This is a genomic window from Microbacterium sp. NPDC087868 (assembly GCF_044900755.1).
Classification (GTDB): domain Bacteria; phylum Actinomycetota; class Actinomycetes; order Actinomycetales; family Microbacteriaceae; genus Microbacterium; species Microbacterium galbinum.
In genome coordinates this window covers 183,742-207,339 of record NZ_JBJDNO010000003.1, presented here as the reverse complement: position 1 = coordinate 207,339, position 23,598 = coordinate 183,742, and the positions used below count along the sequence as shown (strand labels likewise).

Sequence of the window (23,598 nt, the reverse complement as noted above, 5' to 3'; positions counted from 1 at the left end):
GTGACGATCGTGTGAAAAACTTGCAGGCAATTAGTTAGTCGTAGATACTTATTCGACAGGGCGAGCACCCACTCGTCCATCCCCAGGACGTTTCAAAGAGGAGATCCACTGATGCACAAGCGCATTCTTCCGGTCGTGGCGCTCGGCGCCGTGGCTTCGCTCGCGCTGGCCGGTTGCGCCGGCGGCGGCGACAACGGCGGAGCAGCAGACGGAGAGGGCCAGGAGCTCACCGTCTGGATCATGAAGGGCACGAACCCCGATTCCACCGCCTTCTACGACAAGGTCTCCGCGGCCTTCGAAGAGGAGACCGGAGCGACGGTCAACATCGAGGAGATCCAGTGGGCTGACGCGCACGATCGCTTCGTCACCTCGATCGCCGGCGGCACCACCCCCGACATCGCCGAGACCGGCACCACCTGGACCGCCGAGTTCGCCGACGCCGGCGCCCTCCTCCCGCTCGATGAGTACGTCGACGCCGAGGACGGCCTGCGCGACGACCTGGTCGAGGGCCTCGAGGTCGCGGGAACCTACGACGACGAGCTCTACGGCATGCCCTGGTACGCCGGCGTGCGTTCGCTCGTCTACCGCGCCGACGTGTTCGAGGAGCTCGGTCTCGAGGCTCCGAAGACGTGGGACGACATCATCGCCGCGGGCGACGCGATCAAGGCCGCCAAGCCCGACATGCTCCCGTTCCCGGTTCCCGGTGACGCCGAGTTCCAGGTCTACCCCTGGGTCTGGGGTGCGGGCGGAGAGATCGCCACGAAGGACGGCGACACCTGGACCAGCGAGCTCGACAGCACCGAGTCGCAGGCCGGCATCGAGTTCTACACCGGTCTCGCGACCGAGCACGGCTTCTCCTCCGCAGGTGCCACCACCTGGAAGGAGACCGACCTCCGTGACGCGTTCACGCAGGGCAACGTCGCCATGATGCTCTCGGGCTCGTGGACGCCGAAGTCGCTCATTGAGGCGAACCCCGACCTCGAGGGCAAGATCGGCGCGGCGGTCATCCCCGGCGAAGACGGCGGCATCGCCCCGTCCGTGCTCGGCGGATCGCACCTCTCGGTCTTCAACACGACCAAGAACGCCGACCTCGCGTGGGAGTTCGTCAAGCTCATGACCACCGGTGAGTTCGCCGAGCAGTGGTCGAACGAGACCGGCTACTTCCCGGGCGTCCAGTCCGCGATGGAAGAGGCCCTCGCCTCGACCGACCCGCTCGTGGCACCGTTCGCCGAGCAGATGGTCGACGGCGGAGCATCCGTCCCGGTCACCCCGAACTTCGGCGCCGTCCAGGCGAAGAAGACGACCAACTCCATGATCCAGGCCATCCTCAGCGGGCAGAAGGACGTCGCGACCGCGACGAAGGATGCCGCCGCTGAGATGACGGACCTGCTCAACCAGTAAGGAAGCACTCCTTCCATGTCGATGGTGCAAGCGCCACTGCCGGCCACGAAGGCGGAGTCCACCTCCGCCTCCGTGGCCGGCGGCCGGAAGCGTCGCGGTCTCCCGATCGTCACGGCCCGCCCCTGGCTCCTCCTCGCGCCCGGGCTGATCATCCTCGCGGTGCTCATGCTCTGGCCGCTCATCCAGGTGTTCATCTACTCGCTGCAGGACTACGGTCTGCGCGAGATCAACACCGGGGAGAACAACTGGATCGGCTTCGACAACTACGTCGAGGCGCTCACCAACCCGACCCTGTGGACGGTGGTCCTGCCCAACACCGTCGGGTTCGCCGCGGTGGCGGTCTTCGTCACCGTGGCGGTCGGCACGCTCGTCGCCCTGCTGCTCGCTCGCCTCGGCACCACGTGGCGCGTCATCGTCTCGAGCTGCATCATGGTCGCGTGGGCGATGCCCGCCGTGACCGGCACCTACGTCTGGACCTTCATCTTCGATGCCGACCGCGGCATCTTCAACTCCGTCCTGCGAGACCTCGGCCTCATGGACCAGTCGATCAACTGGTTCACCAACCAGTGGTCGTTCTACGCGATCGTGCTGCTGAATGTCGTGCACCACGGCTTCCCGTTCGTCGCGATCACCGTGCTCGCCGGACTCCTCGGCGTCTCGAAGGAGATGCTCGAGGCCGCCGCCCTCGACGGCGCCGGCGCGTGGCGCCGCTTCTGGAAGATCATCTTCCCGACCCTCAAGCCCGTCTTCTCGGTCGTCATCATCCTGTCGACGATCTGGGACTTCAAGGTCTTCGCCCAGGTGTACCTGATGCCCGGCGGTGGCGGTGGCAACCGCCAGGTGCTCAACCTCGGCGTCTGGTCGTACGTCGAGTCGTTCGGTCAGAACCGCTACGGCTTCGGTGCGGCCCTCGCCGTGCTGCTCACCCTCGTGCTGATCGGCATCACGATCGTGTACATCCGATCCCTCATGAAGGAGGACGAGCTGTGAACCCGCGCGCATCCCTCCGCTCCCGCATCGGTATCGGGATCGCCGTCGCGGCCGTCCTGATCTTCACGCTGTTCCCCGTCTACTGGATGGTCTCCAGCGCCTTCGACAAGAAGGCCTCGAGCGGTGGGCAGTCGCTGCTGCCGCAGGAGTTCACCTTCGACAACTTCGCGTTCGTCCTCACCGAGGGCGGGTTCGGCACGTTCCTGCGCAACTCGGCGATCGTGGCGATCGTCACCGTCGTCGTGAGCGCGCTCGTGTGCCTCCTCGCCGCAGTCGCGGTCGCCCGCTTCAAGTTCAAGTTCCGCACCACGATCCTCATGATGATCCTCGTCGTGCAGATGGTGCCGCTCGAGGCGCTCGTCATCCCGCTGTTCCTCCAGGTGAAGAGCCTCGGACTACTCAACAGCATCCTCGGTCTGATGGTCGTGTACGTGGCGCTCTCGCTCGCGTTCGGTATCTGGATGCTCCGCGGATTCGTCGCGGCCGTCCCGGTCGAACTCGAAGAGGCCGCCTACATCGACGGCGCGAGCTGGTGGCGCATGTTCCGCTCGATCCTGCTGCCGCTGGTCATGCCGGGCCTGGTCGCGACGAGCATCTTCAGCTTCATCACCGCGTGGAACGAGTTCATCTTCGCGATGACGATCCTCGGCGCCCAGACCGACCAGTACACGGTCTCGATCGGTCTCAAGTCGTTCTTCGGCCTGTTCGCCAATGACTGGGGCAGCATCATGGCCGCGTCGACGATCATCACCCTCCCGGTCATGATCTTCTTCGTGATCGTGCAGCGCCGTCTGGCCTCGGGCATGGTGGCGGGAGCCGTGAAGGGATGACCGACGACCTCGAGCGCCTCGCGAACGGCGTGCTCTGGCCGGGCTTCTTCGGCACCGAGGCGCCCGCCTGGCTGACCTCCGAGCTGCGCGACGGCCTCGCCGGCGTCGTGTACTTCGGCCAGAACGTGGGGGAGGGATTGTCGGCCTTGAGCGCGGAGATCCTGGCCGCCAACCCGGATGCCCTGATCGGCGTCGACGAGGAGGGCGGCAGCGTCACCCGCCTCGAGTCGGCCACCGGGTCCACGCTCCCCGGAGCCGCTCAGCTCGGCGCACTCGACGACCTCGTCGCGACCGAGCGCACCGGTGCCGAGCTCGCCCGTCGCGTGCGTGCGGTCGGCGCGAACGTCGTGCTGGGTCCCGTCGCCGACGTGAACACCGATCCGCGCAACCCCGTGATCGGCGTGCGGGCGTTCGGTTCCGAGGAGCCGCTCGTCACGCGTCACGTGATCGCGGCGGTGGACGGCATCCAGGACGGCGCCGTCGCCGCGTGCATCAAGCACTTCCCGGGTCACGGCGACACGCATCTCGACTCGCACCACGCGCTGCCCGAGATCGCGCTCGACATCGACGAGTACGAGCGCGTGCACCTGGCGCCGTTCCGTGCCGCGGTCGAGGCCGGGGTCGACAGCATCATGACCGCCCACATCGTCGTCCCGGCGTGGGGCGACCGGCCCGCCACCCTCAACCCGCGCGTGCTCGGCATGCTGCGCGAGTGGGGTTTCGAGGGCGTCATCATCACCGACGCGCTCGACATGGCGGCCATCCGGGAGACCGTCGGGATCGGCGGGGGAGCGGCGCAGGCCCTCGCGGCCGGCGCCGACCTGCTCTGCATCGGAAACCCCACGAACCCCGGCGACGATGCCCTCCCCGACCAGGACGAGCGCGACTTCCGCGCCGCGCGCGACGGCATCGTCGCAGCGCTGCGCGACGGGTCGCTCTCCCGTGAGCGCGTCGAGGAGGCCGCCGGCCGCGTGACGGCGCTCGCGCGCAAGCTCCGTGCGGCCGCCGCCGAAGTGCCGGACGGCATCGAGGAGTTCGACGCGACCGACGTCGTGCGTCGCGCGATCAGCGTCGTCGGAGACGCCCCGGCCGCGGCATCCGCTCTGTCGGTCGTCGATGCACGCCGCCGTTCGACGCTGGCCGTCGACAGCGCCTCGGCGTACGTCTCGGCGACGCTCGCCGACGACGGGCGCCGCGTGCGCCTCGACGTCGCGCACACCTCGGTCGAGGAGCAGGATCGGGTGCTCGACGACGCGGTGTCGACGGAGGGCACGACCGTGCTGCTCATCGACCGTCCCGATGCGGATGCCGCGCAGCGTGCACTCGTGGAGCGCGCGGCCGTGCGCGACCCCGATGCGGTCGTCGTCAACGTGGGCCTCGCCGCACGCACGGCACTACCGCTGCCGACGATCGAGGTGGGAGCCGCCAGCAGGCTGGGAGCGCAGATGGCACGGGAGCGGTTGGTCGGCGCCGCCGGCTGAGACGGGTGCGCACGATGGACGACGACGTTCTCGCGCTGGTTCGCCGCTCGGCCCCCAAGCTGAGCGCGGCCGAGACGCGCGTGGCCGAGCGGATCCTCGACGACCCGATGCTCGTCGTCGAACTCGCGATCACCGACCTCGCCGAGCTGTGCGGCACATCGCTGTCGACCGTCGCGCGCTTCGCGCAGTCGCTGGGCTTCAGCGGCTACCGCGAGCTGCGCGTGGCGGTCGCGCGCTCGGTGACGCTGGCCCAGGCGCAGCAGGCGCGCTTCGGGTTGGATTCGACGACGATCTCGGCCGACGACGGCCCCGCCACGATCGCCGCGAAGCTCGCGGCCCAGCAGATCGACGCGATCGAGAGGACCGCTCACGGGCTCGATGCGGCGACCCTGGATCGGGCGGCGCGGGCCATCGTCGAGGCCCGCCACATCGACCTCTTCGGCCAGGCGGCCTCATCGCTCGCCGCGCAGGATCTGCAGCTGAAGCTCTCGCGCATCGGCAGCGCCGTCTCGCACTCGGCCGATCCGCACCTGGCGCGGACCGCGGCCGCGTTGCGCACGTCGGACGACGTGGCGGTCGCCTTCTCGCACAGCGGCGAGACGGTCGAGACGCTGCGTGCGCTGGAGGTGGCGAGGGATGCCGGTGCGCTCACCGTCGCGGTGACCGGTGTCGCCGACTCCTCGCTCGCGCGGACCGCCGAGCTCGTGCTCCTCACGCACGCCTACGAGTCGCCTTTCCGGATGGCGGCGATGTCGAGCCGGATCGCGCAGCTGGCCCTCGTCGACGTGCTCTTCGTGCGCGTCGTGCAGCACCGCGGCGAGCCCGTGGCGATCCCGCTTCGGCTCACGCACGACGCCGCGGTGCACCACCGGCGCTGAGACCCGGGTCCGGAGATCGCGATACCGGATCGCAACACTCTCGTAACGCGAGAGTCTTGGCATACCAACATCCACTGAGTAGCGTCGAGGGAATCACCATGCGGGCGACGATGCTCGCATGCGCAGCGAAACGCCCCACAGGGAAGGTTCATCCATGCACCAGTCACCACTTCGACGACGCGGTCTCGTCGCCATCACGGGGGCGACGATCGCCGCCCTCGCCCTCGCGGGTTGTGTCGCGAGCGAGCGCGGCGACAACGATTCGGAAGGGTCCGGCGACGTCGACGGCACCTTCGTGTTCGCCGCATCGTCCGACCCGGCCAGCCTCGACCCCGCGTTCGCGCAGGACGGCGAGAGCTTCCGCGTCTCCCGGCAGATCTTCGAGGGTCTCGTCGGCACCGAGCCGGGAACGGCCGACCCCGCGCCGCTCCTCGCCGAGAGCTGGGAGTCGTCGGAGGACGGCATGAGCCACACCTTCACCCTCAAGGAGGACGTGACCTTCCAGGACGGCACGCCGTTCAACGCCGAGGCCGTCTGCGTCAACTTCGACCGCTGGTACAACTGGACCGGTCTCGCGGCCTCCGAGGCCTTCGGCTACTACTACAACAAGCTCTTCAAGGGCTACGCCGACACCGCGGCGGATGCCGTGTACAAGTCGTGCACGCCCGACGGCGACTACTCCGTCACGATCGAGCTGAACAAGCCCTTCGCCGGTTTCGTGGCCTCGCTGTCGCTGCCGTCGTTCGCGATGCAGAGCCCCTCGGCGATGCAGGAGTTCGGCGCCGACGAGGTGGGCGGATCCGCCGAGGCTCCGCAGCTCTCGGAGTACGCCATGGGCCACCCGGTCGGCACCGGTCCCTACTCCTTCGAGGAGTGGGCACCGGGCGAGCAGGTCACGCTCAAGGCCTACGACGGCTACTGGGGTGACGCCGGACAGATCGACGAGATCATCTTCCGCACGATCGACGACCCGACCGCTCGCCGCCAGGCGCTCGAGTCCGGCTCGATCGACGGTTACGACCTCGTCGGCCCGGCCGACACGAAGGCTCTCGAGGACGACGGCTTCACCATGGTGTCGCGCCCGCCGTTCACGATCCTCTACCTGGCGTTCAACCAGGCGATCCCCGAGCTGCAGGACCCGAAGGTCCGTGAGGCGCTGTCGTACGCGGTCGACAAGGATGCGCTGATCAGCCAGGTGCTCCCCGAGGGCACCGAGAAGGCCATCGAGTTCGTGCCCGAGGTCGTCAACGGCTACAACCCCGATGTCACGACCTTCGACTACGACCCCGAGAAGGCCAAGGAGCTGCTGGCCGAGGCCGGCTACGACGAGGCCAACCCGTTGAAGCTCACCTTCAACTACCCGGTCAACGTCTCGCGTCCGTACATGCCGGACCCCGAGCAGATCTTCACGGTTCTCTCGTCGCAGCTCGCAGACGTCGGCGTCGAGACCACCCCGGTCTCGGAGGAGTGGGTCGAGTACCTCGACCGCACCACCGGCACGTCGGACCACGGCATCCACCTCCTCGGGTGGACCGGTGACTACAACGACACCGACAACTTCGTCGGCGTCTTCTTCGGCCAGCAGAGCTCCGAGTGGGGCTTCGACAACCCCGAGCTGTTCCAGAAGCTGAACGAGGCGCGCGGCGTCTCGAACCTCGAGGACCAGACGGCTCTGTACGAAGAGATCAACGAGATGGTCGCGCAGTTCATCCCCGGTGTTCCGCTCGCGCACCCGGCGCCCACGCTGGCGTTCGATCCGCGCGTCGAGAGCTACCCGGCCAGCCCGGTGAACGACGAGGTCTTCACGGACATCGTCCTCACCAAGTAGGCCCGACCGACGCGCACCCTTCGTCTCGTCGCTCCGCTCCTCGCTCAGGGACCGGCCTCCCGGTCCCTGAGCGAGCGGAGCGAGACGAAGGGTGTGCGCCCGATCTACGGAGATCTCTGTGCTGCGCACCATCGGCGGGCGACTGCTGTTCCTCATCCCCACTCTGATCGGCCTCAGCATCCTGCTGTTCGCCTGGGTCAGAGCCCTCCCCGGCGGCCCGGCCGTCGCCCTTCTCGGTGAGAAGGCGACCCCCGAGGCCATCGAGAGGGTCAACGAACTCTACGGATTCAACAAACCGCTCATCGAGCAGTACTTCGTCTGGGTGACGAGGCTGCTCCAGGGCGACTTCGGCACCTCGATCCAGACCAACCGGCCGGTCGTCGAGGAGTTCTTCCGCCGCTTCCCGGCGACCATCGAGCTCAGCGTCGTCGCGCTGATCTTCGCGGTAGGCGTCGGCATCCCGCTCGGCTACTGGGCGGCGCGCCGCCACGGCAAGTTCAGCGACCACGCCTCGGTCGTGCTGAGCCTGATCGGCATCACCATCCCGGTGTTCTTCCTCGCGTTCATCCTGAAGTACATCTTCGCCGTGCAACTGGGCTGGCTGCCCTCCGACGGCAGGCAGAATCCGAGGATCGACGCCACGCATCCCACGGGCTTCTACGTGTGGGACGGTCTCATCACGGGCGAGTTCGATGCCGCGTGGGACGCGATCCTGCACCTGATCCTCCCGGCTCTGGCGCTGGGCACGATCCCGCTCGCGATCATCGTGCGCATCACGCGGGCGAGCGTGCTCGAGGTGCAGAACGCCGACTACGTGCGCACCGGGCGCGCGAAGGGCGTCGGATCGTCGACGCTCCGCAACCGCTTCATCCTGCGCAACGCCATGCTGCCCGTCATCACGACGATCGGTCTGCAGACCGGTCTGCTCATCTCGGGGGCGGTGCTCACCGAGACGGTGTTCGCCTTCCCGGGGATCGGGTCGTTCCTGGCCCGGGCGATCTTCACCCGGGACTTCCCGGTGCTGCAGGGCTTCATCATCTTCATCGCGATCGCGTACGCGCTGATCAACCTCGCGGTGGACGTCTCGTACAGCTTCATCGACCCGAGAGTGAGGGTCCAATGACGACCATCACCGGTATCCGGAAGGGGGCGATGTCATGAGCGTCGCACTCCCACCCGCCCAGGGCGGCGGCGTGATCGACACCGTCGCGATCGCCCAGGCCGGCATCAAGGAAGGGCCCGGCGGGTTCTGGCGCGACGTCTTCCGACGTCTGCGCCGCAACCCCACGGCGTGGATCGGCGCGATCATCGTGCTGCTGTTCCTCCTCGTGGCGGGCCTCGCCCCGCTGCTCGCCCCGTATCCCGAGACCGCGCTCCCCGGGGCGAAGTTCATCACCCCGACCTACATCCCGGGACCGGGGGAGCTGCCGCAGTTCCCGCTCGGCCTGGATCGGTTCGGCGGCGACGTGCTCTCGAAGCTGATCTGGGGTGCGCGGGCGTCGCTGCTCGTCGGCGTCATCTCCACCGCGATGGGACTCGTCGGCGGCATGCTGCTCGGTCTCCTCGCCGGTACCTTCGGCGGCTGGGTGGACACCGTGATCATGCGCTTCGTCGACATCATCCTCTCGGTGCCGAACCTGCTCCTCGCGGTCTCGATCGCGGCGATCCTCGGCCAGACGCCGTTCGCGGTGATGATCGCGATCGGTGCCTCCCAGGTGCCGATCTTCGCCCGCCTGCTGCGCGCCTCGATGCTGCAGCAGCGCTCGAGCGACTACGTGCTCTCGGCGCAGACCCTCGGTCTCGGTCGGGGTCGCATCACGATGTCGCACGTGCTGCCGAACGCGATCGGTCCCGTGATCGTTCAGGGCACGCTCACGCTCGCGACCGCGGTGATCGACGCCGCAGCGCTCTCGTTCCTCGGTCTCGGCGGCGGTCGCCCCGAGACGGCGGAGTGGGGTCGCATGCTCACCTACGCGCAGGCGGAACTCTCGATCGCGCCGTGGCTGGCCTTCCTGCCCGGCATCTGCATCGCGGTCACCGCGCTGGGCTTCACCCTGTTCGGTGAGGCGCTGCGCGAGGCCATGGACCCGAGGACGCGTGCCCGATGAACGCCCAGGAGAACACGATGAACGACACCCCGCTCCTCTCTGTCGAGGGGCTCGCGGTCGACTTCACCACCATGGACGGCGTCGTGCACGCCGTCGAGGGGGTCGACCTCGAGATCTCGCCCGGTGAGACGGTCGCGATCGTCGGCGAGTCCGGTTCGGGCAAGTCGACGACGGCGATGGCCATCATCGGCCTCCTCGCGGGCGGCGGCAGGGTCGCCAGCGGCAGCATCCGTCTCGACGGGCGCGACATCGCGCACGCCGGCGAGAACGAGCTCCGTACGATCCGCGGGCGCGACATCGGTCTCGTCCCGCAGGATCCGATGTCGAACCTCAACCCGGTCGCGAAGGTCGGCACCCAGGTCGCCGAGACGCTGCTCGCGCACGGCCTCGCCACGCGGCAGAACGTGCAGCAGAAGGTCGTCGAGGCGCTCACCGCCGCCGGCCTGCCCGATCCCGAGAAGCGGGCGAAGCAGTATCCGCACGAGTTCTCGGGCGGCATGAGGCAGCGCGCGCTGATCGCGATCGGCCTCGCCTGCAAGCCGCGTCTGCTGATCGCCGATGAACCGACGAGCGCGCTCGACGTCACGGTGCAGCGCACGATCCTCGATCAGATCGGTGCGATGACGCGCGAGCTCGGCACCGCCGTGCTGCTCATCACGCACGACCTCGGTCTCGCCGCCGAGCGCGCGGAGCGCGTCGTGGTGATGCACCGCGGCAAGGTGGTCGAGCAGGGCCCCGCCCGGCAGATCCTCGAGGATCCGCAGCATCCGTACACGCAGTCCCTCGTGAAGGCCGCCCCCTCGGTGGCGGCCGCGCGCCTGCGTCCGGAGGCCTTCCAGGTCGAGGAACGAGCGGATGCCACGGCCGAAGCGTCCGTGGATTCCGGTTCCGCTGCGAAGGCCGACCACATCGTCGAGATCGAGGGCCTCACCAAGGTGTACCCGGTGCGCGGACGCGGCGAGGACTTCGTCGCGGTCAACGACGTGTCGCTCGCGATCCCGCGCGGCGAGACGGTCGCGATCGTGGGGGAGTCGGGGTCGGGCAAGACGACGACGGCGCGAATGCTGTTGAAGCTGATCGAGCCGACCAGCGGTCTGATCCGCTTCGAGGGCAAGGACGTCGCGTCACTCAGTCGTGCCGAGACGCGCGATTTCCGCCAGCGCGTGCAGCCGATCTTCCAGGATCCGTACTCCAGCCTGAACCCGATGTTCACGATCGAGCGTCTGATCGCCGAGCCCCTCGAGTTCTATCGCCGGGGGAGCGGGGCCGAGCGTCGCGCCCGCGTGCGCCAGCTGCTCGACGACGTGGCCCTGCCGCAGTCGATGCTCGGGCGGTATCCGTCGGAGCTGTCGGGCGGTCAGCGTCAGCGCGTCGCGATCGCCCGTGCGCTCGCGCTCTCGCCCGACCTCATCGTGTGCGACGAGCCGGTCTCCGCCCTCGACGTGCTGGTGCAGGACCAGATCCTCACCCTGCTCGGCGACCTCCAGAGCGAGTACGGGCTCAGCTATCTCTTCATCTCGCACGACCTCGCCGTGGTGCGTCTCATCAGCGATTACGTCTGCGTGATGAAGGACGGCAGCCTGGTCGAGGCCGCATCGTCGGAGGAGATCTTCACGAACCCGCGCGATCCGTACACGCGTCGTCTGCTCGCCTCGATCCCCGGGAACGAGCTCGACATCGCGTCGTGAGGGGCGGGCGGCCGGCGATGTCGCAGGCAGTGGATAGCATGTGACGCATGCGTACTCCTCTTCGATCCGCTGCCCTGCTCGTCGCCGCCGCCCTCACCCTCACCGGGTGCTCGACGCTCATCCCGACCCCGCAGGAGACGAGCGGGTCCTCGTCCGAGGTCGAGGCGGAGGAGACGACGGCGGGCGAACTCGACGCAGCGCCCGCGACGGGAGCCACGATCGCCGGTGACGGCTATACGTTCATGGCGCCCGCGGGGTGGGAGGACCCGCAGCAGGAGATCCCCGGGTTCGATCCCGACAGCTTCGCCGCCGATCTCCAGGACGCCGACGGGTTCGCCGACAACGTGAACGTGCTCAAGTCCCCGGTCGGCGTCGTCACGCCCGACCAGGTCGAGACGCTGGGGTTGAAGGAACTCGAGACGGTGGGCGCCACCGACGTCGTCGTGCACGACCGCGTCGTCGTCGCGGATTCCGAGTCCGCGCACATCTCGGCGGCCATGTCGAGTGAGGGCGTCTCCTACGTCGTCGACCAGTACTACGTCAGCAGCGCCGACCAGACCTACGTCGTGACGTTCTCCTTCAGCGACACGGTGCCGGCGGCCGAGCGCCAGCAGACCGCAGAGTCGGTGCTCGTCACCTGGACCTGGGTGTGATGCTCGCCACACCGCGCTGACGGATGCCAATACCGCAGCATCCGATATTGGTCAAGGACTCCACTTGCCATGTCGCAGATTCGTGTCTATAGTTAGTAGTTGCGCTCGCTTCTCCATGCCCTCATATGGTGGTCGGCATTTCGTTGAGCTTCTGAGCGCACACTCCACCTGACGACAAAGGAATCGAGAAGCCCTGCGGGGCTCACGGAGGTTATTCCCTTGGCTGCTGCTCGCAACGCATCCACATCCACCACCACCAAGAACGGACGCGGAGCTTCCCGCCTCTCGTTCGCCAAGATCTCCGACACGCTGACGGTCCCCGACCTTCTCGCCCTCCAGACCGAGTCCTTCGGCTGGCTCGTCGGCAACGACGACTGGAAGGCCCGCGTGGCCGAGGCCAAGAAGGCCGGCCGCACCGACGTCAACGAGATCAGCGGTCTCGGCGAGATCTTCGAGGAGATCTCCCCGATCGAGGACCTCGGCGAGACGATGCAGCTCTCGTTCACGAACCCGTACCTCGAGCCCGAGAAGTACTCGATCGAGGAGTGCAAGGAGCGTGGCAAGACCTACGCCGCTCCGCTGTACGTCGAGGCCGAGTTCATGAACCACCTCACCGGTGAGATCAAGACCCAGACGGTCTTCATGGGCGACTTCCCGCTCCAGACCGGCAAGGGCACGTTCATCATCAACGGCTCCGAGCGCGTCGTCGTCTCGCAGCTGGTGCGTTCGCCCGGTGTCTACTTCGACAAGACGCCCGACAAGACGTCCGATAAGGACATCGTCTCGGCGCGCGTGATCCCGAGCCGCGGTGCATGGCTCGAGTTCGAGATCGACAAGCGCGACCAGGTCGGCGTGCGCATCGACCGCAAGCGCAAGCAGTCGGTGACCGTCTTCCTCAAGGCCCTCGGCATGACGAGCGAAGAGATCCTGGCGGAGTTCGCCGGCTTCACCTCGATCGAGGAGACGCTCGCGAAGGACACCATCGTCACGAAGGAAGATGCGCTCCGCGACATCTACCGCAAGCTGCGTCCGGGCGAGCAGGTCGCCGCCGAGGCTGCCCGCGCGCTCCTCGACAACTTCTACTTCAACCCGAAGCGCTACGACCTGGCGAAGGTGGGTCGTTACAAGATCAACCACAAGCTCGGTCTCGACGCGCCGCTGACGGACTCGGTCCTCACGGTCGAAGACATCGTCGCGACGATCAAATACCTCGTGCGCATCCACGCGGGCACCGAGACCTTCTCGGGCATCCGTGGCGGCAAGAAGGCCGAGATCCGTCTCGCGACCGACGACATCGACAACTTCGGCAACCGTCGCATCCGCGCGGTCGGCGAGCTGATCCAGAACCAGGTCCGCACCGGACTGTCGCGCATGGAGCGCGTCGTCCGCGAGCGCATGACCACGCAGGACATCGAGGCGATCACGCCGCAGACCCTGATCAACGTGCGCCCCGTCGTCGCCGCGATCAAGGAGTTCTTCGGAACGTCGCAGCTGTCGCAGTTCATGGACCAGAACAACCCGCTCGCGGGTCTGACCAACAAGCGTCGTCTCTCGGCGCTCGGCCCGGGTGGTCTCTCGCGTGACCGCGCCGGCGTCGAGGTCCGTGACGTCCACCCGTCGCACTACGGCCGCATGTGCCCGATCGAGACCCCGGAAGGCCCGAACATCGGTCTGATCGGTGCTCTCGCGACGTTCGCGCGCATCAACTCGTTCGGTTTCATCGAGACCCCGTACCGCAAGGTCGAGGGTGGCGTCGTCACCGACCAGATCGACTACCTCACGGCTTCCGAAGAGGTCGACTTCAACATCGCGCAGGCCAACGCCCCGCTCGATGCCAAGGGTCGCTTCCGCGAGAGCCACGTCCTCGCGCGCCCCAAGGGCGGTAGCGGTGAGGTCGACCTCTTCCTCCCGGAGGAGATCGGCTACATCGACGTCTCGCCGCGCCAGATGGTGTCGGTCGCGACCTCGCTCGTGCCCTTCCTCGAGCACGACGACGCGCAGCGCGCCCTCATGGGTGCCAACATGCAGCGTCAGGCCGTGCCGCTGCTGCGCAGCGACTCGCCGCTCGTCGGAACCGGTATGGAGGGCTACACGGCCATCGACGCCGGTGACGTGATCACCGCCGAGAAGGCCGGTGTCGTCTCCGAGGTCTCCGCGGACCGCGTCGTCGTCATGCTCGACGAGGGCGGCACGCAGGAGTACCACCTGCGCAAGTTCGACCGCTCCAACCAGGGCACCTCCTACAACCAGAAGGTCGTCGTCACCGCCGGCGAGCGCATCGAGGTCGGAGAGGTCATCGCCGATGGCCCCGCCACCGAGAACGGCGAGCTGGCCCTCGGAAAGAACCTCCTCGTCGCGTTCATGACGTGGGAGGGCTACAACTTCGAGGACGCGATCATCCTGAGCCAGGACCTGGTGAAGGACGACACCCTCTCCTCGATCCACATCGAGGAGTACGAGGTCGACGCGCGCGACACCAAGCTCGGCAAGGAGGAGATCACCCGTGACCTCCCCAACGTCAGCCCGGAGCTGCTCAAGGACCTCGACGAGCGCGGCATCATCCGCATCGGTGCCGAGGTCCGCCCCGGCGACATCCTCGTCGGCAAGGTCACGCCGAAGGGCGAGACCGAGCTGTCGGCCGAGGAGCGTCTGCTCCGCGCGATCTTCAACGAGAAGAGCCGCGAGGTCCGCGACACGTCGCTGAAGGTTCCCCACGGTGAGCAGGGCACGATCATCGCCGTCAAGGAGTTCAACGCCGAGGACGGCGACGACGAGCTCGGCTCGGGCGTCAACCGCCGCGTCGTGGTCTACATCGCCCAGAAGCGCAAGATCACCGAGGGCGACAAGCTCGCCGGCCGTCACGGCAACAAGGGCGTCATCGCGAAGATCCTCCCGATCGAGGACATGCCGTTCCTTGCGGACGGAACCCCGGTCGACATCGTCCTGAACCCGCTCGGCATCCCGGGTCGAATGAACTTCGGCCAGGTGCTGGAGACCCACCTCGGGTGGATCGCCAAGCAGGGCTGGAAGGTCGAGGGCACCCCCGAGTGGGCCGTGCGTCTGCCGGAGCAGGCTTTCGAGGCCGCTCCCGGTACGAAGGTCGCGACCCCGGTGTTCGACGGCGCGTCGGAGGAGGAGATCTCCGGTCTCCTCGACTCGACGCTCCCGACGCGCGACGGCGTTCGCCTGATCGACTCGTCCGGAAAGACGCAGCTGTTCGACGGCCGCTCCGGTGAGCCGTTCCCGGCGCCGATCTCGGTGGGCTACATGTACATCCTGAAGCTGCACCACCTGGTCGACGACAAGATCCATGCACGTTCCACGGGTCCGTACTCGATGATCACCCAGCAGCCGCTCGGTGGTAAGGCGCAGTTCGGTGGACAGCGCTTCGGTGAGATGGAGGTGTGGGCCCTCGAGGCCTACGGCGCCGCGTACGCCCTCCAGGAGCTCCTCACGATCAAGTCCGACGACATCCTCGGCCGCGTCAAGGTCTACGAGGCGATCGTCAAGGGCGAGAACATCCAGGAGCCCGGCATCCCCGAGTCGTTCAAGGTGCTCATGAAGGAGATGCAGTCGCTCTGCCTGAACGTCGAGGTCCTCTCGGCCGACGGCACGCTGGTCAACCTCCGCGACACCGACGACGAGGCGTTCCGCGCCGCGGAAGAGCTCGGTATCAACATCTCCAGCCGCTTCGAGGCCGCCTCGATCGACGAGATCTAATCCTTCGGACGGGCCCGGGACGCAACTCCCGGGCCCCCCGAAGCAGACTTCTCAAAAAGAATTTCCGACACAGGAGAACTAGTGCTCGAGTCCACAACTTTCGATGAGCTTCGCATCGGCCTGGCGACCGCAGACCACATCCGCGCGTGGTCCTACGGCGAGGTCAAGAAGCCCGAAACCATCAACTACCGCACCCTGAAGCCCGAGAAGGACGGCCTCTTCGGAGAGCAGATCTTCGGACCGTCCCGCGACTGGGAGTGCGCCTGCGGAAAGTACAAGCGCGTCCGCTTCAAGGGAATCGTCTGCGAGCGCTGCGGCGTGGAGGTCACCAAGAGCTCCGTTCGTCGTGAGCGCATGGGGCACATCGAGCTCGCCGCTCCCGTCACCCACATCTGGTACTTCAAGGGCGTTCCCTCGCGTCTGGGCTACCTGCTCGACATGGCGCCGAAGGACCTCGAGAAGGTCATCTACTTCGCCGCGTACATGGTCATCTCGGTCGACGAGGATGCTCGTCACCGCGACCTGGGCACGCAGGAGAACAACGTCCGTCTCGAGCTGAAGACGCTCGGCGACCGCCGTGACTCCAAGATCGCCGAGCGCCTCGCTCGTCTCGAGGAGGAGCTCGCTGCTCTCGAGGCCGAGGGTGCCAAGGCCGACGCCAAGAAGAAGGTCAAGGACGCCGCCGAGAAGGAGATGTCGCTCATCCGCAAGGGTGCCGACGAGGCGATCGCCAAGCTCGAGCGCGTGTGGGAGGACTTCCGCACGCTCGAGGTCGGCGCACTGCGTCCCGAGGACGACGTCTTCCACGAGCTGCAGGACCGCTTCGGTCAGTACTTCGAGGCCTACATGGGTGCCGAGTCGATCCAGCGTCGTCTCGCCGCCTTCGACCTCCAGGCCGAGGCCGAGAACCTGCACCTGCAGATCGCCGAGGGCAAGGGCCAGCGCAAGATCCGTGCGATCAAGCGTCTCAAGGTCGTCAACTCGTTCCTCGAGACCGGCATGAGCCCGGCCGCGATGGTCCTCGACGTCGTCCCGGTCATTCCGCCGGAGCTTCGTCCGATGGTGCAGCTCGACGGTGGCCGCTTCGCGACCTCCGACCTGAACGACCTGTACCGCCGCGTGATCAACCGCAACAACCGTCTTCGTCGTCTGATCGACCTCGGTGCCCCCGAGATCATCGTCAACAACGAGAAGCGCATGCTGCAGGAGGCCGTCGACGCTCTGTTCGACAACGGTCGCCGTGGTCGTCCCGTCACCGGTACCGGCAACCGCGCCCTGAAGTCCCTCAGCGACATGCTGAAGGGTAAGCAGGGTCGTTTCCGCCAGAACCTGCTCGGAAAGCGCGTCGACTACTCGGGCCGTTCGGTCATCATCGTCGGACCGCAGCTCAAGCTGCACCAGTGCGGTCTGCCCAAGCAGATGGCTCTGGAGCTCTTCAAGCCGTTCGTCATCAAGCGCCTGATCGACCTGGGGCACTCGCAGAACATCAAGGCCGCGAAGCGCGCCGTCGAGCGCACCCGTCCCGAGGTCTGGGACGTGCTCGAGGAGATCATCCGCGAGCGTCCCGTGCTGCTCAACCGTGCGCCCACGCTGCACCGTCTCGGCATCCAGGCGTTCGAGCCGCAGCTCGTCGAGGGTAAGGCCATCCAGCTGCACCCGCTCGTCTGCGCGGCGTTCAACGCCGACTTCGACGGTGACCAGATGGCCGTGCACCTGCCGCTGTCGGTCGAGGCTCAGGCCGAGGCCCGCGTGCTGATGCTCGCGTCGAACAACATCCTGAAGCCGTCCGACGGCCGCCCGGTGACCCTGCCTTCGCAGGACATGATCATCGGTCTGCACCACCTGACCACGGTCAAGGAGGGCGCAGCCGGTGAGGGCCGTGCATTCGGTTCGGTCGGCGAGGCGATCCTGGCGAAGGACGAGGGAACCCTCGACCTGCAGGCCAAGATCCGCATCCGCATCCCGGGTCTGACGTTCCTCGAGGGCGAAGCGCCCGAGGGGTACGAGCGCCACGGTCTCGTGGACGCCTCGCTGGGTCAGGCGATCTTCAACGACGCGCTGCCGAAGGGCTACCCCTTCGTCCGCGAGCAGGCCGACAAGGGCAAGCTGTCGCAGATCGTCAACAAGCTGGCCGAGGAGTACCCGAAGGTCGAGACGGCTGCGTCGCTGGACCGCATCAAGGACGCCGGTTTCTACTGGGCCACGCGCTCCGGTGTGACCGTCGCCCTGAGCGACATCCTGACGCCGCCGAACAAGGCCGAGATCGTCGCGGGCTACGAGAAGCAGGCCGCGAAGGTCCAGTCCCAGTACGAGAAGGGCCTCACGACCGACGCCGAGCGTCGCCAGGAGCTCATCAAGATCTGGACCGAGGCGACCGACGAGGTGCAGGCCGCGATGAAGGCGCACTTCCCGGAGGACAACACCATCAACCGCATGGTGTCCTCGGGCGCCCGTGGTAACTGGCTGCAGATCCGCAACATCGCGGGTATGCGTGGTCTGGTGAACAACCCCAAGGGTGAGATCATCCCGCGTCCGATCATCTCCTCGTACCGCGAGGGTCTGTCGGTGGCGGAGTACTTCATCGCGACGCACGGTACCCGTAAGGGTCTGGCCGACACCGCTCTGCGTACCGCCGACTCGGGTTACCTGACCCGTCGTCTGGTGGACGTCTCGCAGGACGTCATCATCCGCGAAGAGGACTGCGGCACGTCGAAGGGCCTCGAGCTCCCGATCGCCGCTCCGAACTCGCAGGGTGAGCTCGTGCGCGATGCGAACGTCGAGAACTCGGTGTTCGCCCGTACGCTCGCCTCGGGTGTCGTCGACAGCAAGGGCGAGGTCCTCGCCGACGCCGGTGACGACGTGGGTGACGTGCTCATCGACAAGCTCGTCGCGGCGGGTGTCGAGACCATCAAGGTGCGCTCGGTCCTGACCTGCGACTCCGCCGTCGGTGTCTGCGCGCAGTGCTACGGCCGTTCGCTGGCGACGGGTAAGACCGTCGACATCGGCGAGGCCGTGGGCATCATCGCGGCCCAGTCGATCGGTGAGCCCGGTACCCAGCTGACGATGCGTACCTTCCACACCGGTGGTTCCGCGTCGGCAGACGACATCACGCAGGGTCTTCCCCGTGTGCAGGAGCTGTTCGAGGCTCGTACCCCCAAGGGTGCGTCGCCGATCGCCGAGGCCGATGGCCGCATCACGATCGACGAGACGGACAAGGCCAAGAAGGTCATCCTGACGCCCGACAACGGCGACGAGCCGGTCATCTACCCGGTTCTGCGTCGTGCGACGCTCCTGGTCGAGGACGGACAGCACGTCACGGTCGGTCAGCCGATCCTGGTGGGCACGCTCGACCCCAAGGAGGTCATGCGTGTCATGGGTGCCCGCGAGGTGCAGCGTTACCTCGTCAACGGCGTCCAGGGCGTGTACCGCTCGCAGGGTGTGCCGATCCACGACAAGCACATCGAGGTCATCGTCCGCCAGATGCTCCGCAAGGTCACCGTCGTCGATCACGCCGACACGACCCTGCTGCCGGGTGAGATGGTCGACCTCAAGCGCTACCAGGCGATCAACCGCGAGGCCGTGGCAGAGGGCAAGCGCCCCGCGTCGGGCCGTTCGGAGCTGATGGGTATCACGAAGGCGTCGCTCGCGACGGAGTCGTGGCTGTCGGCCGCCTCCTTCCAGGAGACGACCCGCGTGCTCACCGAGGCTGCGATGCAGGGCAAGCGCGACCCGCTGGTCGGTCTCAAGGAGAACGTCATCATCGGAAAGCTCATCCCCGCCGGAACCGGTCTCTCGAAGTACCGCGACGTCACGGTCGAGGCCACGGAAGAGGCCAAGAGCGAGCGCTACCCGAACCGGATCTTCGCATCCGACGGTGCGTACGCCGACGGTGACTTCGGTTACGTCGACTTCGACGCGTTCTCGACGGACGACATCACGCCCGGTACTTACAACTGAGTGTGAGTGAGTGAACGAAGGCCCCGGGGTTCTCCCCGGGGCCTTCGTCGTACCTACCGGCATCCGAGCGGGCGGATGCCTAGTCGAAGATGCTCGCGATGATGCTGGCCGTGTAGCCGGTGGGCGCGAGGTTGGAGTACTGGGTGTCGATGAGGATGCCGTCGCGCCAGAAGAGGGTGCGCCCGTCGGTCACGGGGTATTGCTCGTTCTGCCAGATCTTCTCGCAGCGGGTGCCGCCGTCGGGCGTGAAGCAGCTGAACCCCTCGGTGTCGGCGAGGTCGTTGAGCAGGTCGAGCGCGGGTCCGCGGTTCATGCGCTCGATCGTGGTGACGAGGCCGGTGGTGTCGGCGCCGGGGTCTCGCCAGATGCAGGTGAGGGTTCCGTTCGGGCCGACGCCCGACGGTCCGAACGCGGCGTCGTTGAGCGGCGTCTCGCCGAGCTGCGACAGCACGTCCTCCGAGAGGATCGCGCGGCAGTCGGTCGGCAGTGCTACGGCGCCGGCGGTGGGTGTCGGTGACGGGGTGGGGGAGGCGGATGCCGACTCGGTGGGCGATTCCGATTCCGAGGGCGACGGAGAGGCGGAGGAGCCCCCGTCGCCGTCGGAGGCGGCGCCGCAGCCCGTGAGGCCGGCGATGAGCAGGAGGGCCGCGACGGCGGCAACGGAGCGTGCCTTCATAGCCACACCGTACTCCTCGGTCATCCCGAGCCGTGCGAGCGGACGATGACGGCGGGGCGCGGTAATGTCGGGCGGGTGAGCACAGACACTTCTTCCCGATCCGCGGTCGTCATCGGAGACGCCCTGATCGACGAGATCCGCGACGAGACGGGCATCCGCGAACTGGTGGGCGGGGCCGCGTTGAACGTGGCCGTGGGCCTGCGCAGGTTGGGGGTGCCGACGACGCTGATCGCCATGGTGGGCGACGATGCGGCCGGCGAGCACATCCGCGAGTACCTCGACGACCACGGAGTCACGCTGATCGCCGAGCCGGCCCCGCACGGCTCCTCGCGCGCGATCGTGCAGCGCTCCGCCGGTGGCGAGCCGGAGTACGTCTTCAACGAGGCGGCGCAGCGGCGCAGCATCCGCTATTCGGATGCCGCGCGGCAGGCGATCGCCGACTCGGATCTCGTGGCGATCAGCTGCTTCCCGTTCGATGTTCCGGCCGAGGTCGACGCGCTGGCGGATGCCGTCGGCGACGCGCGCCTCGCGATCGATCCCAACCCGCGCTCGGGCATGCTCAGCGACCGGGAGGAGTTCGTGCGCGGCTTCGAGCGCCTCGCCGCGGCGACCGAGATCGTCAAAGTGGGCGCCGATGACGCGACGCTGCTGTACGACGGCGACCTCGACGCGCTGCGCGCGCGTCTGCGTGGTCTCGGCGTGCGCGCGGTGCTGGCGACGGCGGGCTCGGAGGGCGCGGTGATCGAGACGGATGCCGCGACGATCTCCGCGCCGATCGCGACGCTGCCGGGGCCGATCGTCGACACGGTCGGCGCGGGCGATGCGACCCTCGCCGCCGTCGCTGCGGGGCTCGTCGGAGCGCGTCCTGAGGCGGCGGAGGAGTGGCAGGCGCTGCTGCATCGGGCGATGGACATCGCGGCGGCCACGTGCCGAGCCGAGGGCGGTCTGCTGCGCACTCCCGAGTCGCTCACGGAGTCTGCGCGAGGCGTGCAGGGCAGCTGACAGCTCGATTTCATCCACCGGCGTTCGACGGGTACTATAAATACTCGTGCCCCCGGTTGGCTGTTCAAGTTGGACGGGTGCGCTCTGGCGAGTTACCCAAGCGGCCAAAGGGATCTGACTGTAAATCAGACTGCACTGCATTCGGGGGTTCGAATCCCTCACTCGCCACCAGAAAGGCCCCGCGATCGCGGGGCCTTCTTCGTTTCCGGTTCAGGTCCGCGGAGCTCACCGCAAGTACGACGCCCCGTTGAGATCGAGCACCGCACCCGACGCCCACTGCGCCTCGGGCGAGGTGAGGTAGACGACCGCGGCGGCGACCTCCTCGGGCGTGCCGACGCGGCCGAACGGGCTCTGCGCGCGCACGGAATCACCTTCGGCGCCGGCGAGCTTCGACTGCTGCCGTTCGGTCCCGACGAATCCGGGGGAGACGGTCGCGACGGCGATGCCGTGCGGAGCCAGCGCGACGGCCAGCGACTGGCCGAGCGCGTGCAGTCCCGCCTTCGCCGCCCCGTAGGCGGGGAAGTCGGGCTCGCCGCGGTCGGCGCCGCGTGAACCGATGTTCACGATCGATCCGCCGGCACCCGCGCGGATCAGCGCGTTGGCGACGAGATAGGAGACGTTGGCGGCGGCGCGGAGGTCGACGTCGAGCATCCGCGTCCATGCCTCCTGCCAGGTGGCGTAGTCCACGGCATCCACCCGATGGAAGGTCGCCGGACTCGGCGCGATCGCGGCGTTGTTCACGAGCACGTCGATGACCCCGAGCGCCGCGATCGCCTCGTCGACGATGGCCGCAGCATCCGTCGGATCCGAGAGATCGCCGCCCACCAGGTGATGGCCGTCGCCGTGCAGCAGAGCGAGCGTCTCGGCGGCGGAGTCCCGGTCGCTGCCGTAGTGCACCGCGACGCGATCGCCACGAGCGCTCAGTGCGATCGCGGTGGCCCGGCCGATGCCGCGGGATGCTCCGGTGACGAGTGCGTGTGCCATCCCGCCACTCTACGAGCCGTTCCCACCCGCGACTTCCTAGACTGGGACGATGCGAGCGCTCACCGAAGCAGACGTGCGGGCATCGTTCGTCAATGCGGATGCCGACGAACTCCGGGTCATGGAGATGCCGCACGACTTCGTGCTGGTCGACTGGGACTACCTCGACTTCTTCGCGTGGCGCGATCCGGGCGCCGGGCGCCGTGGGTACGTGCTGATCCCGCACGACGGCGAGATCGTCGGCATCGTGCTGCGCGCCTCCGACCCGGGGCGCGGCCGATCGGGCATGTGCGACATCTGCCGCACCATGCAGCCGGGCAACCAGGTCACGCTGTTCTCGGCGCGACGGGCGGGGGAAGCGGGGCAGCGGGGGGACTCGTTCGGCACCTACATCTGCGCCGACCTCTCGTGCCACGAGAACGTGCGGCTCGCACACCCGCTCGCGCCGAACGAGGTCCTGGCCGACGGGCAGGTCGACTTCCGCCTCGACGGCACTCGCCGCCGCATGGAGGCGTTCGTCTCGCGGGTGTGGCAGTACGCCTGACCGCGATTACGCTGGACGCAACGTCCTGTGCTCGAAGGAGAAGCCATGAGCGATGCCATCCTGTTCTCGGTCGATGAGGGGATGGCTCGGCTCACGCTGAACCGCCCGGCTCGGCTCAACGCCTTCAACGCCGATCTCGCGCACGCGTGGCGCGACGCCACGGGCGAGGCTACGTCGCGTTCCGATGTGAAGGCGATCCTGATCGATGCGGCGGGGCCCGCGTTCTGCGCCGGCGGGGACGTGATCGACATGGCGACCACGATGGGGTCGGGCGACGAGATCACGGCCCTGGCAGAGGTCATCAACACCGGCATCCGCTCGCTGACGGAGTCATCGGTGCCGGTCGTCGCGGCCGCGCACGGCACGACCGCGGGCGGAGGCCTCGGGATCCTGCTCAGCAGCGACTACGCGGTGGTCGGCTCACGATCGCGGCTCGGCAGCCTCTACGCGAACATCGGCCTCACGCCCGACCTGTCGGTCTCGGCGCAGCTCGCCCGTGCGGTCGGGCAACGTCGAGCGCTGCAGCTGGTGCTGCAGGATCGCCTGCTCACCGCAGACGAAGCGGTGGAGTGGGGCCTCGCGGCCGAGACGGTGACGGGCGAGGACTCGGCAGCCGAGGCCGCCCTCGTGCGGGCTCGCGGCGAGGAGATCGCCCGCTTCTGGCTCGCCGGTGCCGCGGATGCCTACGGGCAGGCGAAGCACCTGGTGCGCGCGCAACCCGAGCGCACCTTCGCCGAGCAGCTGACCGCGGAGGCGCTCTCGATCGGCGCCGCGATGCAGACGCCCGACGCGCAGGCGCGGATCGCCGCGTTCGCGAAGAAGGCCGACTGACCCGGACTGCACCGACGTCGGCTTTCGGAT

General features: G+C 67.8%; 17 protein-coding genes and 1 tRNA gene. 16 read left to right on the top strand and 2 right to left on the bottom strand.

Features of this window, described 5'->3' with window-relative positions; translation table 11 throughout:
• The first annotated feature begins 111 nt into the window (after positions 1-111).
• The 12 genes from ACI2JZ_RS11135 (at position 112) to rpoC (ending at position 19,534) form a co-directional block, all read left to right on the top strand.
• Positions 112-1,401 carry a sugar ABC transporter substrate-binding protein gene (locus tag ACI2JZ_RS11135; RefSeq protein WP_247623224.1) on the top strand — a complete coding sequence of 430 codons (1,290 nt, stop codon included), beginning with the start codon at positions 112-114 and terminating at the stop codon, positions 1,399-1,401.
• A 15-nt stretch (positions 1,402-1,416) separates the two neighbouring features.
• Positions 1,417-2,391 carry a carbohydrate ABC transporter permease gene (locus tag ACI2JZ_RS11130; RefSeq protein ID WP_404597539.1) on the top strand — a complete coding sequence of 325 codons (975 nt, stop codon included), beginning with the start codon at positions 1,417-1,419 and terminating at the stop codon, positions 2,389-2,391.
• Complete coding sequence (locus ACI2JZ_RS11125; protein ID WP_247623222.1) at positions 2,388-3,221, top strand: carbohydrate ABC transporter permease; 834 nt, start codon at positions 2,388-2,390, stop codon at positions 3,219-3,221. The genes ACI2JZ_RS11130 and ACI2JZ_RS11125 overlap by 4 nt, the downstream gene beginning before the upstream one ends.
• On the top strand, positions 3,218-4,702 hold the full coding sequence (locus tag ACI2JZ_RS11120; RefSeq protein WP_404597538.1) for a glycoside hydrolase family 3 N-terminal domain-containing protein: 1,485 nt from the start codon (positions 3,218-3,220) through the stop codon (positions 4,700-4,702). The genes ACI2JZ_RS11125 and ACI2JZ_RS11120 overlap by 4 nt, the downstream gene beginning before the upstream one ends.
• A gap of 14 nt (positions 4,703-4,716) precedes the next feature.
• The gene (locus tag ACI2JZ_RS11115; RefSeq protein ID WP_404597537.1) at positions 4,717-5,580 is read left to right on the top strand and encodes a MurR/RpiR family transcriptional regulator; all 864 of its coding nucleotides are present in this window, start codon (positions 4,717-4,719) and stop codon (positions 5,578-5,580) included.
• Positions 5,581-5,734: 154 nt separating this feature from the next.
• Complete coding sequence (locus ACI2JZ_RS11110; protein ID WP_247623219.1) at positions 5,735-7,408, top strand: ABC transporter substrate-binding protein; 1,674 nt, start codon at positions 5,735-5,737, stop codon at positions 7,406-7,408.
• Between the two features lie 118 nt (positions 7,409-7,526).
• Positions 7,527-8,531, top strand: coding sequence for an ABC transporter permease (locus ACI2JZ_RS11105; protein ID WP_247623218.1), 1,005 nt, complete (start codon positions 7,527-7,529; stop codon positions 8,529-8,531).
• A gap of 34 nt (positions 8,532-8,565) precedes the next feature.
• On the top strand, positions 8,566-9,516 hold the full coding sequence (locus tag ACI2JZ_RS11100; RefSeq protein WP_247623217.1) for an ABC transporter permease: 951 nt from the start codon (positions 8,566-8,568) through the stop codon (positions 9,514-9,516).
• On the top strand, positions 9,513-11,204 hold the full coding sequence (locus tag ACI2JZ_RS11095; RefSeq protein WP_404597536.1) for an ABC transporter ATP-binding protein: 1,692 nt from the start codon (positions 9,513-9,515) through the stop codon (positions 11,202-11,204). Before ACI2JZ_RS11100 ends, ACI2JZ_RS11095 begins: the two co-directional genes overlap by 4 nt.
• A gap of 47 nt (positions 11,205-11,251) precedes the next feature.
• Positions 11,252-11,857: a hypothetical protein gene (locus tag ACI2JZ_RS11090; protein ID WP_404597535.1), complete on the top strand. Its 606-nt coding sequence runs from the start codon at positions 11,252-11,254 to the stop codon at positions 11,855-11,857.
• Between the two features lie 219 nt (positions 11,858-12,076).
• Positions 12,077-15,577 carry a DNA-directed RNA polymerase subunit beta gene (locus ACI2JZ_RS11085; RefSeq protein WP_247623214.1) on the top strand — a complete coding sequence of 1,167 codons (3,501 nt, stop codon included), beginning with the start codon at positions 12,077-12,079 and terminating at the stop codon, positions 15,575-15,577.
• Between the two features lie 81 nt (positions 15,578-15,658).
• Positions 15,659-19,534 (top strand): DNA-directed RNA polymerase subunit beta', encoded by a 3,876-nt coding sequence (gene rpoC, locus ACI2JZ_RS11080; protein ID WP_247623213.1) that lies wholly within the window; start codon positions 15,659-15,661, stop codon positions 19,532-19,534.
• Between the two features lie 79 nt (positions 19,535-19,613).
• Here rpoC and ACI2JZ_RS11075 read toward each other — a convergent pair whose 3' ends face one another.
• Complete coding sequence (locus ACI2JZ_RS11075; RefSeq protein ID WP_404597534.1) at positions 19,614-20,210, bottom strand: hypothetical protein; 597 nt, start codon at positions 20,208-20,210, stop codon at positions 19,614-19,616.
• 75 nt (positions 20,211-20,285) lie between these two features.
• Between ACI2JZ_RS11075 and ACI2JZ_RS11070 the strand changes: the two genes are divergently transcribed.
• On the top strand, positions 20,286-21,212 hold the full coding sequence (locus ACI2JZ_RS11070) for a carbohydrate kinase family protein (RefSeq protein WP_404597533.1): 927 nt from the start codon (positions 20,286-20,288) through the stop codon (positions 21,210-21,212).
• A gap of 86 nt (positions 21,213-21,298) precedes the next feature.
• Positions 21,299-21,383: transfer RNA gene (locus tag ACI2JZ_RS11065), tRNA-Tyr, on the top strand.
• Between the two features lie 54 nt (positions 21,384-21,437).
• On the opposite strand, the gene ACI2JZ_RS11060 is transcribed toward ACI2JZ_RS11065, so the two are convergent.
• Complete coding sequence (locus ACI2JZ_RS11060; protein WP_247632775.1) at positions 21,438-22,196, bottom strand: SDR family NAD(P)-dependent oxidoreductase; 759 nt, start codon at positions 22,194-22,196, stop codon at positions 21,438-21,440.
• Between the two features lie 49 nt (positions 22,197-22,245).
• On the opposite strand from ACI2JZ_RS11060, the gene ACI2JZ_RS11055 reads away from it, so the two are divergent.
• Positions 22,246-22,737, top strand: coding sequence for an FBP domain-containing protein (locus tag ACI2JZ_RS11055; RefSeq protein WP_247623208.1), 492 nt, complete (start codon positions 22,246-22,248; stop codon positions 22,735-22,737).
• A gap of 45 nt (positions 22,738-22,782) precedes the next feature.
• Entirely contained in the window at positions 22,783-23,568 is a 786-nt protein-coding gene (locus ACI2JZ_RS11050) for an enoyl-CoA hydratase/isomerase family protein (protein WP_404597532.1), read from the top strand.
• The last annotated feature ends 30 nt before the right edge of the window (positions 23,569-23,598 follow it).

Bases quoted from the DNA above. Each gene is read 5' to 3' on its own strand.
- ACI2JZ_RS11135 (WP_247623224.1), top strand. From the start codon at position 112: ATGCACAAGCGCATTCTTCCGGTCGTGGCGCTCGGCGCCGTGGCTTCG.
- ACI2JZ_RS11130 (WP_404597539.1), top strand. From the start codon at position 1,417: ATGTCGATGGTGCAAGCGCCACTGCCGGCCACGAAGGCGGAGTCCACC.
- ACI2JZ_RS11120 (WP_404597538.1), top strand. From the start codon at position 3,218: ATGACCGACGACCTCGAGCGCCTCGCGAACGGCGTGCTCTGGCCGGGC.
- ACI2JZ_RS11115 (WP_404597537.1), top strand. From the start codon at position 4,717: ATGGACGACGACGTTCTCGCGCTGGTTCGCCGCTCGGCCCCCAAGCTG.
- ACI2JZ_RS11110 (WP_247623219.1), top strand. From the start codon at position 5,735: ATGCACCAGTCACCACTTCGACGACGCGGTCTCGTCGCCATCACGGGG.
- ACI2JZ_RS11100 (WP_247623217.1), top strand. From the start codon at position 8,566: ATGAGCGTCGCACTCCCACCCGCCCAGGGCGGCGGCGTGATCGACACC.
- ACI2JZ_RS11095 (WP_404597536.1), top strand. From the start codon at position 9,513: ATGAACGCCCAGGAGAACACGATGAACGACACCCCGCTCCTCTCTGTC.
- ACI2JZ_RS11090 (WP_404597535.1), top strand. From the start codon at position 11,252: ATGCGTACTCCTCTTCGATCCGCTGCCCTGCTCGTCGCCGCCGCCCTC.
- ACI2JZ_RS11075 (WP_404597534.1), bottom strand. From the start codon at position 20,210: ATGAAGGCACGCTCCGTTGCCGCCGTCGCGGCCCTCCTGCTCATCGCC.
- ACI2JZ_RS11060 (WP_247632775.1), bottom strand. From the start codon at position 22,196: ATGGCACACGCACTCGTCACCGGAGCATCCCGCGGCATCGGCCGGGCC.
- ACI2JZ_RS11055 (WP_247623208.1), top strand. From the start codon at position 22,246: ATGCGAGCGCTCACCGAAGCAGACGTGCGGGCATCGTTCGTCAATGCG.
- ACI2JZ_RS11050 (WP_404597532.1), top strand. From the start codon at position 22,783: ATGAGCGATGCCATCCTGTTCTCGGTCGATGAGGGGATGGCTCGGCTC.